The sequence below is a fragment of the Flavobacterium sp. genome, assembly GCF_044360715.1.
Lineage (GTDB): Bacteria > Bacteroidota > Bacteroidia > Flavobacteriales > Flavobacteriaceae > Flavobacterium.
On record NZ_JBIKJY010000036.1, the window covers coordinates 1 to 15,846 of the forward strand.

Annotated in this window: 11 protein-coding genes; 1 reads left to right on the forward strand and 10 read right to left on the reverse strand. The window is 34.4% G+C overall.

All coding sequences use genetic code 11. The annotated features are described in order from the left end of the window. A partial coding sequence (locus tag ACIQ16_RS09720; RefSeq protein ID WP_396151034.1) for a choice-of-anchor L domain-containing protein occupies positions 1 to 5,680 on the reverse strand: 5,680 nt, incomplete at its 3' end. Between the two features lie 159 nt (positions 5,681 to 5,839). On the opposite strand from ACIQ16_RS09720, the gene hflX reads away from it, so the two are divergent. Further along, a complete protein-coding gene (gene hflX / locus ACIQ16_RS09725) occupies positions 5,840 to 7,069 on the forward strand; it encodes a GTPase HflX (protein ID WP_396151036.1) in 1,230 nt (409 codons plus the stop codon). A gap of 156 nt (positions 7,070 to 7,225) precedes the next feature. On the opposite strand, the gene ACIQ16_RS09730 is transcribed toward hflX, so the two are convergent. The 9 genes from ACIQ16_RS09730 to ACIQ16_RS09770 form a co-directional block, all read right to left on the reverse strand. Then, positions 7,226 to 7,729 carry a DUF2480 family protein gene (locus tag ACIQ16_RS09730; protein WP_396151039.1) on the reverse strand — a complete coding sequence of 168 codons (504 nt, stop codon included), beginning with the start codon at positions 7,727 to 7,729 and terminating at the stop codon, positions 7,226 to 7,228. Between the two features lie 74 nt (positions 7,730 to 7,803). Then, positions 7,804 to 8,127: an SUF system Fe-S cluster assembly protein gene (locus tag ACIQ16_RS09735; RefSeq protein WP_353147761.1), complete on the reverse strand. Its 324-nt coding sequence runs from the start codon at positions 8,125 to 8,127 to the stop codon at positions 7,804 to 7,806. 67 nt (positions 8,128 to 8,194) lie between these two features. After that, on the reverse strand, positions 8,195 to 8,614 hold the full coding sequence (locus ACIQ16_RS09740) for a SufE family protein (RefSeq protein WP_396151041.1): 420 nt from the start codon (positions 8,612 to 8,614) through the stop codon (positions 8,195 to 8,197). Further along, positions 8,604 to 9,050, reverse strand: coding sequence for a hypothetical protein (locus ACIQ16_RS09745; protein WP_396151043.1), 447 nt, complete (start codon positions 9,048 to 9,050; stop codon positions 8,604 to 8,606). Before ACIQ16_RS09745 ends, ACIQ16_RS09740 begins: the two co-directional genes overlap by 11 nt. A 14-nt stretch (positions 9,051 to 9,064) precedes the next feature. Next, a complete protein-coding gene (locus ACIQ16_RS09750) occupies positions 9,065 to 10,285 on the reverse strand; it encodes an aminotransferase class V-fold PLP-dependent enzyme (RefSeq protein ID WP_396151045.1) in 1,221 nt (406 codons plus the stop codon). 88 nt (positions 10,286 to 10,373) lie between these two features. Further along, a complete protein-coding gene (locus tag ACIQ16_RS09755) occupies positions 10,374 to 10,967 on the reverse strand; it encodes a lipoprotein signal peptidase (protein WP_353078622.1) in 594 nt (197 codons plus the stop codon). An 82-nt stretch (positions 10,968 to 11,049) separates the two neighbouring features. Beyond that, positions 11,050 to 11,430, reverse strand: coding sequence for a TraR/DksA C4-type zinc finger protein (locus ACIQ16_RS09760; RefSeq protein WP_353170415.1), 381 nt, complete (start codon positions 11,428 to 11,430; stop codon positions 11,050 to 11,052). A 55-nt stretch (positions 11,431 to 11,485) separates the two neighbouring features. Next, positions 11,486 to 15,070: an isoleucine--tRNA ligase gene (gene ileS / locus ACIQ16_RS09765; RefSeq protein WP_396151048.1), complete on the reverse strand. Its 3,585-nt coding sequence runs from the start codon at positions 15,068 to 15,070 to the stop codon at positions 11,486 to 11,488. 181 nt (positions 15,071 to 15,251) lie between these two features. Further along, the coding region (locus ACIQ16_RS09770; RefSeq protein ID WP_396151050.1) for a DNA repair protein RecO at positions 15,252 to 15,846 on the reverse strand (595 nt) is incomplete at its 5' end.

A 15,846-nucleotide genomic window follows, 5' to 3' on the forward strand; every position in this document is an offset into this window, starting at 1 on the left:
CATAGTAATATGTACCATCCGGCATCTCTCCGCCTCCCATGAATTGACCACGCCAATCATTATTGTAGTTCTCCTTAGAATAAACCTCCTTACCATATCGGTTAAATATCTCAACCTTCTTAGCAACCAACTTTAAAAAGTCATTTAAACCGTCGCCGTTGGGAGAAATACCTTTCTGGATTTGGCAGAATGTATTGTCAAATAATTTTGAAACTTCTGTTGTACATGCTAGTCCAGTTAAATTAGTAACCGAACAAGAATAAGTCCCCGGATTATCTATGATTAAAGTGCTAGACGTTCCTACAACAATATTAGAACTATTAGTCCATTCAAAAGTATAATTTTGAGGATTAGAAATATTTGAAGTTAATAAAAACTGGCTACCTTCACACGCTCCACTAATAGTAAAACTAAAGGTATTTACTGTAATAACAACTGTTCCTGTTAGTGTTTGCGTACAAGCCCCTGAAGTTAAACTCACTAAAGTATAGGTTCTAGTTCCGCCTGTGTGGGAAATTGTCCCTGTTCCAGAAGTATTTAAAACAACTGTTTGATTTGAACTACCATCACTATACGTTAATGTAGCTCCAGCAGGTCCTGACACTGTAATTGTTTCAGTATCTCCATCACAAATTGTAGTGTTACTAGTTGTAAACGATGCTGTAATTGGCGGGGCAATAGTAATAGTATATGAATCATTTGATGAACAAGCGCCAGAACCTAATTCATAGTAAATAGTATAAGTACTTGGAGTAATTTGATTTGTCCATGACACAGTTCCAGAACTATTTACAGAAATATTAGCAGGATTTCCAACAATAGAATAGGTACCTCCTGTTGAACCATTATTAGTTACGGTAGCTGTTCCTTGATTAAAACAATATGGTGCGCTATTATAAGTAATATCAGCTATTGGCGGTGCTAAAACAATAAGGTCAAAGTTCTTGATCCCTGAACAAAAAGTTAAGGTGCTATAAATTCTAACCCAAATAGTTTGAGGGTTCGTACTGTTCACAAATGCACTTGGATTGGCTATTGAATTTGATGCAGCAATAGCGTCCGCTTGCGATAAATAATAAGTCACTTGATATGCCGCAGGATTTGAAAAATTAGCCGTTACAACAGATGTGTTTTGAGTTAAATCAAACACTGGTGTTGTAGAACAAATTGATAAATCATTTGGTTCAGGCGTAATTAAAATTAAATCAGGATAAAATTCTACTACAATTGTGTCTTCTCCAACACAAGCAGAACCTACATATTGTGCTACTAATTTATATTCTCCTGGAGCAGTTACATTTAATGAAGCACCTGTTTGTCCTACAATTTCAACAAATGTAGATGATGCTGGTGCTTTAAAGTACCATGTAAAACCATAAGGAGGAGCGGTTAAACCACTATTAATAGTATAAGATTGACCCGCACACAATGCGTTATTACCATTTACTGTTAAGTCAGCTCCTAAATCTACATTACCAATGTCAAATTTACTTAAGAAAACGGCACTGTCGAATGCAGAGTCGTTTCTGTCTCCAACAACAAATTTCATGTGATATATTTGTCCAGGAATTACAGTTCCAACAGCAGACATTGGTACAGTGTATCCTTTAAAGTTAGTTGGTGCAATTACATCTGGCAATCCATTTTGTGGATTTCCAGTTCCGTAAAATTTATCAAAATAATTTGGGTTTGCAGAAGCACAACTTGCATTATAATCATTTTTTCTAATTGTTGTAACCGCAATAGGAACCGCTGGTGTTATTCCAGGAATAACTGCTAAATTTACAGTTGTGTTAGTTGCTAAATTCGTTAAGAAAAAAGCAAATGCATCAGAATAATCACATTGAAACGTTCCATATTCGTCAGAAGCAAAAATGAAATCAAATTTTACTTGATCGGCAATTGGAACAAAATCAAATTCTATTTTTGACGAATTATAATAATTTGAAACAGATTGTCCAACTGATTGCATATAAGTAAGTAATTGAGCGTCTCCTGCCCATGCGTTAGCTCCTTCAGATGCAGCAGTGTTAGGACCATCGCAAGTATTTGCAGAACGCGTAGCTAAAATAATTCCTTCATCTAATCCAAATGAAGAACCATTTTTATTGAAATACCCAATACCATTTTCAGGTTGTCCAAAATTAGTACCTGTAGAGAAAGTAATATTTGAAACAATTCCACAAGGTGAAGTTACCAAAACATCTGTAACTAACTGCTGTACGGTATAAGTTGTAGGCGCAGCAGTTGTTGATGAATTTTCAGCAAGAATTGGCGGTCCAACTTTATTAATACAGACATTAAAACTAGCTGTTTGATTTACAGTAGTCAATGCTGACCAAACTCTGATATAATAGGTTTGTCCTGAGACAAAAGTATTATTGAAACTAAAATTATTTACATCACAATATAATAAAGTTAATGCACCACAAGTGCCCGAATAAACTGCGTGACTTAAGTCAGTAGTTGTTCCTACAATATTATTAAAATTAATTATATGTGCATTAGAAGTCGCAGTAAATGTAAACCAAGTATCATCATCAGCTGTTCCACCGCAAGTTGAAGCAGGTAACCCTGAATTTGTAGCTCCGGTTATTGTTCCTGGTGTTACTAAAGTACAGTTCATGTCTGCATTTACAGGTACTGTTAATGCTGTACCACACTCATCATTTAAAGGTTTAGTAGAAAAATTAACCCCATTTGAATAAAAACTAAAATCAGTGTCAGAACATTTTGCTCTAACAAAGAAAGTATAAGCCGTACCTGGTGTTAATGAACCCCATACAAAAGGATTTGTAGTAACTAATGTACCTGGTGTTCCAGGATTAGGAACAGGGGAACCAAGAGGTAAAACAAGTATTTCCCATTGTGTTGCAGTTCCAGCTTCAGTCCAACCAAGTTGAACAGACGTCGTTCCTATACTTGTAGTTGTTAATGTTGTTGGTTTAGGACATGTAATTGGTGGCGTACAAAAAATTGTAGCATCCCATCCTGCAGCAACTCCTGTAGCATTAGAAGTAAATACAAATGATAAACAGCCACTAGGGTTTGTTGCTGTAAATGATGGTGGTAAAGTAGTACCCGTATACGTACCAAGAACTGGTGATGTTATTAAATTTCCATTTCTAATTATTAAATTATCCCCTGCAGCTAAATTAAATGTATTAAACAATACAGTTACAACGTTACCTGCGATATTAGGGCATACGGTAGTAAGCACATTTGTTTGATTGTTTGTATAATTTCCTGTAGCACCCCCTATATCATAAAAATGATCTCCTGCACAAAAATTTGGGGTTGTACAGAAGTTTGCAGCTGGCGACCATAAACTTACAGATGTAGAAGAACAAACCGCTCTTACATACACATCATAACAAGTTACAGAAGTTAATCCAGTAACAACAAATGGATTTGTTGAAGCAAGAACCCCAACTGAAGTTGCCGTTGGAGCAGCAGAGCCTGCTGGTAAAACTAAAACTTCCCATTGGGTTTCCGTTGCGCCATTAGCCCAGTTTACTTGTGCATTGTTATAGTTTATATTAGAAACTGTTGCGGTCAATGGTTTAGGACATACAACATAATCTAATTTTATATTATCAATAGCAGCTGGTGGTTGATTTCCAACTGTGTTGTTATTTCTCCATTCAAAAACCACACGCATATTGCCACCAGCATAAGGCGTAGCGTTTAATGTGTAATTTTGTGTAATAAAGTTTGGTATTGATGTGAAATCTGGTCCTATTTTTATTCTACTATTCGCCACAGCTGTAATTTGTGTTCCGGCTGTAGGTGTGAATGTCGTAGGGACTGTCCAAACACGAATATAATCTTGTACTTCACCTACAGAGCGCCAATCAAATGTAAAATCCAATTGTGTAGCTCCTGCTGGAATTACAAAATCTTTATACGCTTGAACTACTGAAGTAGCCGTGTTATTATACGTATTTGTAGCTCCACTAGTATCTGTAATATAAAGCGATTTTGTTCCTCCGTTATTTACTGCAGAACCAACTGCCCATTTGTTAGATTGTGTTCCATTATTTAAAGTCCATCCTGTTAAGGTTTCTAATCCGTCTGTAAAGTTTAACGGCGTGGCCACTTGTGGTAATGTAAATGGAAATGGGCCTGCCCAAATGCTGTAATTTCCATCACTACATTGCGCTCTTACATAATATTCGTATGCAACTCCTGAAACTCCTGTGAATGAATTTGTTGTGTTTGAAGTAGTGGAAGTAAATGTAGTACCTGTAGGCAATCCGTATGGCGCTGCTCCAACTGAATATTGCCAAGTGGTAACACCTGCGTCGGCTGCCCATGTTAAATTAGCGGTTGTACTTGATGTAATTGGCGCTGCTAATGTAGTGGGTTGGTTACAGAAAACTTGTTGAATCGTTAATGTATAGCCAACCGTTTGCTGTGCAGCACTTGAGGATATTATTATGTAATAGGTAGTTCCTGCAACTACAGGAAATTGGTTAATGTTTCTAACATTTGATGTTGCATTAGCCTGTCCTGCCAAACAAGTAGCTCCGGCAGTTCCTGGACAAGCACTGTAAACATGTATACTTGAACTTACGTTTGTAGGTGATAAAGAAATAGCAATATTACCAGTAAATGTTGCAGTGTATGAATAAAAAACATCATTACCTGCCATATAATTGGTAGCTGTTCCACTACATGTTAAAGGCTGTGCCGTGTCAAATAAATCTAAATAATTGGCTGTATTATCAATTGTTTGGTATGGTAATAATCCTGAAACAAATGATGTTGGATCTAATGGATTTGTAAGATTTCCAACTACAATAGGTCCTGCACACGTATCTCCAAAAGAAGCTGTTTGAAAACTTCTTGGTCCAAACCAATCACTTGGAAAACCACTAGTACAAACAGAACGTACCTGAAATTTATATAACGTATTTGGTAATAAAATCGGTGTTGCAGGTAGTGGTGGATTTGTTGCAGTAAACGGATTTGTAGTTACATTTGTGTAAGTAGGAACACCTGTAAATGCACTTGCAAAAGGTACTACTTCAACTTCCCATGCTGTAATTCCTCCCGGATTTCCCCAACTTAATACAGCACTCGAAGTAGTTTCGCTTGCTGTTGCTAATGGCCCGATAGGTGCATTACATTTTGGTACGACGTTTACATTGTCTATTAACCATCTATCCCCGTTGTCATTTGTCATCACAAATGCGATGTAAATAGTAGAGCCCACTGGGTATGTGGCTGGTATATCAATTACTTTTTCTTCGTAAACATTTGATACAGCTGTTAAGGAAGCCTCGTCATATGAAATAAGATTAGTAAAACTTGAAGGGTTAGTTTGGGAAGTTGTTGAAATTTTGATATCAAATAAACTTCCTTGAACCCCAGTTTGAATGGTTTTGGTATAAAATCGTAATTGCCCATTAGCAGGTACTGTAACTGCAGAAGTAACCATCCAGTCAATTGCTAGACCCGCAGCCACATTCTCTTTGTTAATCATTGCTGATTTACCGACACCTCCATAGGTGAAAACACCTAAATTGGTTTCAGACCAACTCTGAACTGTACCTGTTCCTGTTTCAAAGGTTGTCCAACCGGTTGGTGGAAATATTGCGCCTTCAAAGTTTTCGGATATTTGTCCAAAAACACTGAAGCCAGCAAACATAAATAATAATAAAAGTAGTTTTTTCATTATAGTTTTTTTGTTAAAAATTATATAAGTATTAACAAATGTAATAAGATTTTATAGGTTTACTAAATTTATCGATAAAACGCATCAAAAAATCGTTAAAAAACAACATTGTTATTTATTGAAAATTATTGGCTATTTTTGTGAATATTTACAAAACTTATGCTTGAAGTTGAAAAACATATCTTTGAAAGAACCGCAATTGTTGGACTTATCACTCAAAACCAAAACGAAGAAAAACTCAATGAATACTTAGACGAATTAGAGTTTTTAACCTATACGGCTGGTGGCGAAGTAGTGAAACGTTTTTGGCAAAAGACAGATAAACCGCATCCTAAAACATTTGTAGGCACTGGAAAACTTGAAGAAATTAAATCATACATCAAAGAATATGATATCAATTCGGTAATTTTTGATGATGAATTAACGCCTTCGCAACAAAAAAACATCACAAGGGAATTAGATTGTAAAGTTTTAGATCGTACCAATTTAATCTTAGATATTTTCGCACAACGTGCCGAAACGTCATATGCCAGAACACAAGTTGAATTAGCACAATGTCAATATTTATTACCCCGATTAACCGGAATGTGGACGCACTTAGAGCGTCAACGAGGTGGAATTGGTATGCGTGGTCCTGGTGAAACAGAAATTGAAACCGATAGAAGAATTGTAAGAGATAGAATTTCCTTACTTAAAGAAAAAATTAAGGTTATAGATAAGCAAATGTCGACTCAAAGAGGCAATCGTGGCGCAATGGTTCGAGTGGCTTTAGTGGGTTATACAAATGTTGGAAAATCAACTTTAATGAATGCTGTTGGGAAAAGCGAAGTGTTTGTAGAAAATAAACTGTTTGCTACCCTTGACACTACAGTAAGAAAAACGGTTATTAAAAATTTACCTTTCTTGCTTTCCGATACGGTTGGTTTTATTAGAAAACTCCCTACGCAATTGGTGGATTCTTTTAAAAGTACGTTAGATGAAGTTCGAGAAGCCGATTTACTTTTACACGTGGTAGATATTTCTCATCCTGAATTTGAAGATCATATTGCGGCTGTAAATAAAATTTTATTAGACATCAAAAGTGCCGATAAGCCAACAATTATGGTTTTTAATAAAATTGACGCGTACAAATATGTGAAAATTGATGAATGCGACGAAACTATTGAAAAAACATCTAAAAATTTCTCACTTCAAGATTGGGAAAAAACGTGGATGAGTAATTTAGGTGAAAACAACACGCTTTTTATTTCAGCTACGGAAAAAGAAAACTTTGAAGCTTTTAGAGAAAAAGTTTATGAAGCGGTGCGAAGTATTCATATCAGTCGTTTTCCGTATAATAAATTTTTATATCCAGATTACAAAGATGTAATTGAGGAAGAGGAAAATTAGATTAAATTCCAAAATAGAAATTCCAAATTCCAAAATTCGAATATAAAAAAATAATCACAACGTTTGTCATTCTGAAAGAATCTTACACAATTTATAAAAACAAAAACCCAGTCAAATAGTTACTTGACTGGGTTTTTTATACTTTTAATTTTCTAATTACTTTTTTTTATACAAAGGCACTGCGGAACATGCTTCACCAAACATAATGCTTTTGGCTACCTTCATTAATTTTTGAATAGCCAAAGTGTACACTTCATTTGGCACTTGCTTTTTAGAACAACCTTTTAAAATAACAGGTTTTTCAAAGAATTCGGTATAATCTAATTTGTTTAAAATGTCTTGATACCAATCGATAATTGCCAACTCTTTAGAGCCTTGAATTACTTTTAAAGCAAATGGTGCTAAATGAACAGCAACTAATGTATACGCCCAAGCGGGTAATATTGCGTCTTCTGAACAATATAATGCCACGTATTTATCTCCGTAAACAGACCAATCAGTATCTTTTAATTGCGCTCTAAATTCGGTTTCTTTTAAAATAACACCACCAAACAACCATTGCGAAACATCAACTGCAATCACATTACTATCCGGATAATAATCTTCTAAATCGAAAACCATTAAGCTACTATTAGCCACTTTATTTACTATTTCTTCCATAATTTAAGTAATTAGTAAAAGTGAAAAGTATTAGAAGGAAACTGCCAACTAAAAACTGAACACTGAACACTATATTAAAGCATTCCTAATTCTAATTTAGCTTCTTCGCTCATTAAATCTTTACTCCAAGGTGGATCAAAAGTAATTTCAACTTCACAAGATTTAATCGTATCAATTTTTTCAACTTTTTCTTCCACTTCCTTTGGTAACGATTCGGCAACTGGACAATTTGGCGAAGTTAACGTCATTAAAATTTTAACTTCATTATCCTCGTTAATCATCACATCATAAATCAAACCTAATTCATAAATATCTACTGGAATTTCTGGATCATAGATTCCTTTTAATGCAGTTACTACGCTTTCGCCTAAGTTTATTTCGTCTTTAAATTCTTCCATTTTTTTCTGGTTTTTTATTTTAACATATAAGTTTTATTTTTAAGATTCACTTATATGGTCGAGTCACTTAATTTCTTGCTTCAAATGCTAAAGCATACATTTTTATTTTTTTAATCATCGAAACTAAGCCGTTTGCACGAGTTGCCGATAGATGTTCCTTTAATCCAATTTCATCTACAAAATCAGTATTGGCAGCTAAAATTTCTGCCGGAGTTTGGTTCGAAAAAGCTCTTATTAGGATAGCAATTATTCCTTTCGTTAAAATGGCATCGCTATCAGCTGAAAAAACGACTTTCCCGTCTTTTTCTTCAGCGTGAACCCATACTTTAGACTGACAACCTTTAATAATATTATCTTCTGTTTTGAATTGCTCTTCAATAATTGGTAAGCCTTTTCCTAATTCAATGATATACTCGTAACGCTCCATCCAATCATCGAACATAGAGAATTCGGAAACAATTTCGTTTTGTATTTCTTTAATATTCATTATTTTTTTCTGCAAGGTTCGTAATTTTAGTAACTAATTTTTCTATTTCTAAAGGTGGAAAACCGTGATCGAAACCATTAGCTGGATATTTAATGCCTTTTGCTTCGAAAATAATATTAGCAAATGCTGCACCGTCGTAATATCTTTTTTCGGTTGGCCACTTTAAGTCTTTTACCTTTTCTAAATCGACCGCTTTGGCTAATGCAGAAATCTCTTTCCAATCTGTATCTGAAATTTCAATTTTATTTGAATATTCTTTAAAATCTCGCTCATTAGAGGTATAAAGTACTTGATTCTCAACTTTTATCGCAAGAAAAAAACCTCTGGTGTTTGCTTCATAAAAAATGGTTGGCACATCGTTTTTGCTTAAATTTTTTGAACCACTACACGCCAAAACGGTAAGGATTAAAGTTGATAAAATTAAAAATCTTTTCATTTTTATGGTTTTAGTTACGATAACATCATTTTAGCTTTTTTAACAGCTGCTACAAATATATCAATTTCTTCTTTGGTATTGTAAAAGGCAAAACTGGCTCTAATTGTGCCTGGAATTTTATAAAAATCCATAATTGGCTGCGCACAATGATGTCCTGTTCGAACCGCTATACCTAATTTATCTATAATCGTGCCAATATCATACGGATGAATGTTTTCTATATTGAAAGAAATTACAGACGCTTTTTTAGTTAAATCTGTGGGCCCGTAAATGGTTATACCTTCAATTTCTTGTAACTTTTGTGTGCCATAAACTAATAATTCGTGTTCGTGTTTGGCTATGTTGTCAAAACCAACCTCATTCATATAATCAATAGCCGTTCCAAAAGCAATTCCGCCACAAATATTTGGTGTTCCTGCTTCAAATTTATGAGGTAAATCTGCATACGTAGTTTTTTCGAAAGTCACGGTAGCAATCATTTCTCCACCGCCTTTGTAGGGTGGCAATTTGCGAAGCCATTCTTCTTTGCCGTATAACATTCCTACACCTGTTGGCCCACACATTTTATGCGCAGAAGTTACATAAAAATCAACATCTAAAGCTTGAACATCAGGCTGTAAATGCGGGCAAGATTGCGCGCCATCAATTAAAACTGCTGCCCCGACGGAATGGGCTTTTTTTATAATTTCTTCAATTGGATTTAGCGTTCCTAAAGCATTTGAAATATGATTGCAACAAACTAATTTGGTTTTATTAGAAAGTAATTTTTCGTATTCCGACAAAATTAATTCGCCATTACTATCTATTGGAATTACTTTTAAAATCGCACCCGTTTTTTCGCACAACATTTGCCAAGGCACAATATTACTATGATGTTCTAATGCGGAAATAATTATTTCATCATTTTTTTCTACTAAAGAGGCGAAACCATTAGCAACTAAATTAATACTTTCGGTTGTTCCTGAAGTAAAAATGATTTCGTACGGCTGTTTCGCATTAAAATGCTTTTGGATTTTATATCGAGCTTGTTCGTAGGCATCCGTAGCCAATTGACTCAACGTATGTACGCCTCTGTGAATATTCGCATTATAATTGGAATAATAATCTACAATACTATCAATTACAACTTGAGGTTTTTGTGAAGTCGCACCGTTATCAAAATACACTAAAGGTTTTCCGTTAACGCTTTGTGACAATATAGGAAACTGCGCTCTTATTTTCTGAACATCGAACATATCAAAACTATTTGAGGCAAATTTACGATATGATTATTTAAAATAGGAATAAATAAGAATTAAAATAACAGAAAATTATGTTTTGTTTTTAGTTAAAACATCTTTTGTTGAATACAATTAAAATTCCAAATCCTGTAGAAATGGCTACATCGGCCACGTTGAAAATGGCGTTGAAAAAAGTAAATGGTCTTCCGCCAATAAACGGCACCCACTCGGGCATTGGAATGTCTTTAATTATTGGAAAATAAAACATATCCACTACTTCCCCGTGAAAAAGTGTTCCGTAAGGTTTGTCAGAAAACATTGTAGCAACTTGACTGTAACTATCGTTAAAAACCACGCCGTAAAAAACAGAATCGATAATGTTCCCAATTGCGCCTGCTAAAATTAAAGTGATAGCGAAAGTTAGATAATTTGACAATTTTTTCTTTATAGAATCGTACAGCCACCAAGAAATTCCTCCAACAGCAACAATTCTAAAAAGGGTTAAAAATAATTTACCATAATCACCTGGAATTTCAGCACCCCAAGCCATTCCTTCGTTTTCCACAAAGTAAATTCTAAACCAATCGAACACTTTTACTTGTTCGTTAATATAAAAATTTGTTTTGATGTAAATTTTACTTGCTTGATCAATAAGTAAAATTAGAAATACAAATAAATAGGCTTTTCTTAGGTTCATTTTTTAATGTTTGTGCAAAAGTAACAATTTTAACGAATAAAAAACGCCCCAAAAGGAGCGTTTTTATATTTAGTAACGTTTTTTAACGCTGTAAATTTTTAGCTTCAATGCTCATTGTGGCGTGAGGAACAATTTTTAAGCGTTCTTTATTGATTAATTTTCCGGTAACTTTGCATATTCCGTACGTTTTATTTTCAATACGAATTAATGCGTTTTTTAAATCGCGAATAAATTTTTCTTGACGAATAGCCAATTGCGAATTCGCTTCTTTACTCATCGTTTCACTTCCTTCTTCAAACGCTTTAAATGTTGGAGAAGTATCTTCCGTTCCGTTATTAGAATCGTTTAAATACGCACTTTTAATTAATTCTAAGTCGTTTTTAGCTTTGTCTAACTTTGAATTAATTAATTCTTTGAATTCTTGTAATTCTGCGTCTGAGAATCTTATTTGTTGATCTATCATAATTGACATTTTTTTAAAATTTATTATTTCAATCAAATAGCCCCAAAAGGTTTTATTATTTTGAAATTAATATTATTGTTTTTAACTCATCAAACTCAATTTCCGTACCATTATTTATTTCTGATACAAAAATTAGTTCATTTGTTAGTGTTTCTGATTTGATGTACGATTCATTTGCGAGTACCGCTTGTTCAATACTATCATTTTTTAGAATTTGAACTTTAATTTTATCTGTAACTTCAAAACCAGAATCTTTACGAATATTTTGAATTCTGTTGACTAACTCTCTCGCTATTCCTTCCTTACGTAATTCTTCAGAAATTGTAATGTCTAAAGCTACTGTAATTCCGTTTGAATTGGCCACTAGCCAACCCGGAATATCTTGAGAAGAAATCTCCACATCTTCGACTGTTAAAGTAATACTTTTTTCAGAAGTAGAAATTGTTAATTCGCCTGTTTTATCTAATTCATTAATTTGATCTTGCGTAAATGACTGTATCTCTTTGGCAATCAAGCCCATGTCTTTACCAAAACGAGGCCCTAAGGCTTTAAAATTTGGTTTAATTTGTTTAATTAAAACCCCAGAAGCATCTTCTAATAATTCTATTTCTTTTACGTTAACTTCAGCTTTAATTAAGTCTTCAATAGCTAAAATTTCTGCTTTAAAAGTAGCGTCAAGCACTGGAATCATTACTCTTTGTAATGGTTGACGTACTTTAATCATTTCTTTCTTACGAAGAGATAAAACCAAAGAAGAAATCGTTTGTGCTTTCTGCATTCTACTTTCTAATGATTTATCAACAAAGTTTTCAACCGAAACTGGGAAAACAGATAAGTGAATACTTTCAAATTTTTCCTTATTTGTATTGGCGTTCAGGTCTTTATACAACCTATCCATAAAGAACGGCGCTACCGGCGCGGCTAATTTCGCAACCGTTTCTAAGCAGGTATAAAGCGTCTGATAAGCGGCAATTTTGTCTTGAGCATAGTCACCTTTCCAAAATCTTCGACGACATAAACGCACGTACCAATTACTTAAATTCTCTTGCACAAAATCAGAAATAGCTCTTGTTGCACGAGTAGGTTCGTAATCTGCATAAGCAGCATCAACTACTTGAATAAGCGTATGTAATTCGGATAAAATCCAACGATCAATTTCAGGTCGTTCTGCTAAAGGAACTTCGGCTTCGCTGTAGTTAAAACCATCAATATTAGCATATAAAACAAAGAAAGAATAGGTGTTATAAAGCGTCCCAAAGAATTTTCTTCGCACCTCAGCAATACCTTCTAAATCGAATTTTAAATTATCCCACGGATTGGCATTTGAAATCATATACCAACGCGTAGCATCTGGGCCATATTCGGCTAACGTATCAAATGGATCGGCAGCATTACCTAAACGTTTTGACATTTTTTGTCCGTTTTTGTCTAATACTAACCCATTAGACACCACATTTTTATATGCAATTTTATCAAAAACTAACGTAGAAATGGCGTGTAAGGTATAAAACCAACCACGTGTTTGATCTACTCCTTCTGCTATAAAATCGGCAGGAAAGTCTTTGTTTTCGTCAATTTTTTCCTTATTTTCGAAAGGATAATGCCATTGTGCATAAGGCATAGCGCCCGAATCGAACCAAACGTCAATTAAATCAGTTTCACGTTTCATTGGTTTGCCAGATGCAGAAACCAATACAATTTCGTCCACTACATTTTTATGTAAATCCACTAAATCGTAATTTTCTTCAGTCATATTTCCGATTTCGAATCCTTTAAATGGATTTTCAGTCATAAATCCAGCGGCAATTGCTTTTTCAATTTCTTGAACTAATTCTGCTACAGAACCTACTAAAATTTCTTCTGTGCCTTCTTCATTTCTCCAAATTGGCAAAGGAATTCCCCAATATCTTGAACGCGATAAGTTCCAATCATTGGCGTTTTTTAACCAATTCCCAAAACGACCTTCTCCAGTAGCTTTTGGCTTCCAGTTGATGGTTTCGTTTAAATCGAACATTCTATCTTTGATTTCGGTTACTTTAATGAACCAAGAATCTAACGGATAATATAAAATGGGTTTGTCTGTTCGCCAACAATGTGGGTAACTGTGAACGTATTTTTCAACCTTAAAGGCTTTGTTTTCTTCTTTTAATTGAATAGCAATTTCTACATCGGCAGAGCGTTCTGGTGCTTTGCCTTCATTGTAATATTCGTTTTTAACGTATTTCCCAGAATATTCGCCTAAATTAGAAATGAATTTCCCTTGCAAATCCACTAAAGGAACTGCATTTCCATTTTCATCTAAAACCAACATTGGCGGCACTTCTGGAGTAGCTTCTTTGGCTACTTTAGCATCATCTGCTCCGAAAGTTGGTGCGGTATGCACAATTCCTGTTCCGTCTTCTGTAGTTACAAAATCTCCTGCAATTACTCTAAACGCATTTTCAGGGTTTTGATACGGTAACGCTAATGGCATCAATTGTTCGTAACGAATTCCAACTAAATCTGAACCTTTACATTCGGCCAAAATTTGAAAAGGTATTAAATTTTTCTTTTCTTTACTTAATTCGACTAATCTTGCCAAAACTTCAGCTGAAAACGGCTCATGAGGTAAATTCTTAGCGAACTCTAGTTCAATATTAATTTCAGACTTTTCATCGTCTGTTAAACTAGCTCGCCATCTTTTAATTCTTTCAGAGTCTGCTTTACCTTTCTCAAAATCAATTAACCATTTTATTTCTAATTCTTTAAAAACACTGTTCGAAAAAGATTCAACAAAGTTTTTTGAATCAAATATTTTATTTAATAAATTTTTTGCCAATACAACATTAACATCTTCTCCTGTATATTGATTTCTTGTTCTAACCAAAACATAGTCAATTTTTGGTCCAACAGTTAATGCGGTATTACTTGGCAACGTCCAAGGCGTGGTTGTCCAAGCTAAAATATGAATAGTTCCAAAACCTTGTAAAAAGTTTGGTAATGTGTCTTCTTTAGTTTTGAATTGTGCTACAACAGTGGTATCGGTAACATCACGATACGAACCAGGTTGATTTACTTCGTGCGAAGACAAACCTGTACCCGCTTTTGGCGAATACGGTTGAATGGTGTAGCCTTTGTAAAGCAAATCTTTGTTGTAAATTTGTTTTAGCAACCACCAAACCGATTCCATATATTTGGATTTGTAAGTCACATACGGATCTTCCATATCTACCCAATACCCCATTTTTTCGGTTAAGTCATTCCAAACGTCGGTATAACGCATAACTGTTTTCTTACACGCTTCGTTGTAATCTGAAACAGAAATGGTTTTTCCTATATCTTCTTTTGTGATTCCTAAAGCGGCTTCAGTACCTAATTCTACTGGTAATCCGTGAGTGTCCCAACCTGCTTTACGCTTAACTTGAAATCCTTTTTGAGTTTTATATCGACAAAAAATATCTTTAATAGCACGCGCCATTACGTGGTGAATTCCAGGTAATCCGTTTGCAGAAGGTGGTCCTTCAAAAAACACATACGGCGTAGCCCCTTCACGAGAAGTTACGGATTGTTCAAAGATGTTGTTTTTTTTCCAAAAATCAAGAACTTCTGATGCCACTGTGGGCAAGTCAAGTCCTTTGTATTCAGTAAATTTTGTACTCATTTTGTCGCTTACTTAAATCAATTTGCGAAAGTAATAAATAGTTATGAGTTTTGAGTTATGAGTTTTGAGTTTTTCCCTCTTTTTAAAAAAATTTAACCACAAAGTTCTCAAAGTAAAAAGCACAAAGAACACGATGCTTTAAATACTTTGCGAAAACACTTTGTTTACTTTGCGTCAAAATTTAAGAAAAAACTTCTTTTAAGACCTCTAACGATTTTGGTTTTTTGAAGCCATCGAGATGTAATGTGTAGAAATCTAGGAGAATTTTTAATAGCAATTGGCGTTCAATTCCGGCAAATATTTTTTGGTCTGAATCAAATTTTAATTGTAATAATCGTTTAAACAAATGTGTTTCATGTTCGGTTAACGAATTGATGCTTTGAAATGGGGTAAAATAGCCTTCTTTGATGTCAAAATAAGGAAAATCAAGTTCGGTCAGATCAGGATAAAAACCTAAATATTTAGTAACTTCCATCATTAAAATAAGATGAAAATTGGTGGTTTCTTGGTGCGTATCAAACCAAAGAAGTGCCGTTTCTAAAAAGGAAAATAAACTTTGGTTTTTTTCTTCTTCTTTGATGGCGTGATGTAAAATTTCGGAAAGAAAAATTACAATCGTACTTTTAACAATATCGGTGTTTATGGAATAGTAGCTGTGTGCTAATCGAATTTCTTTAAAATGTTCGAGCGTGCCTTTATTCTTGTGATTGGCTTCGATTTCAATTATGGTTAAAGGCTGAAAATAAGCAATTTTTTGGTTGACCTTTTTGTTAGAA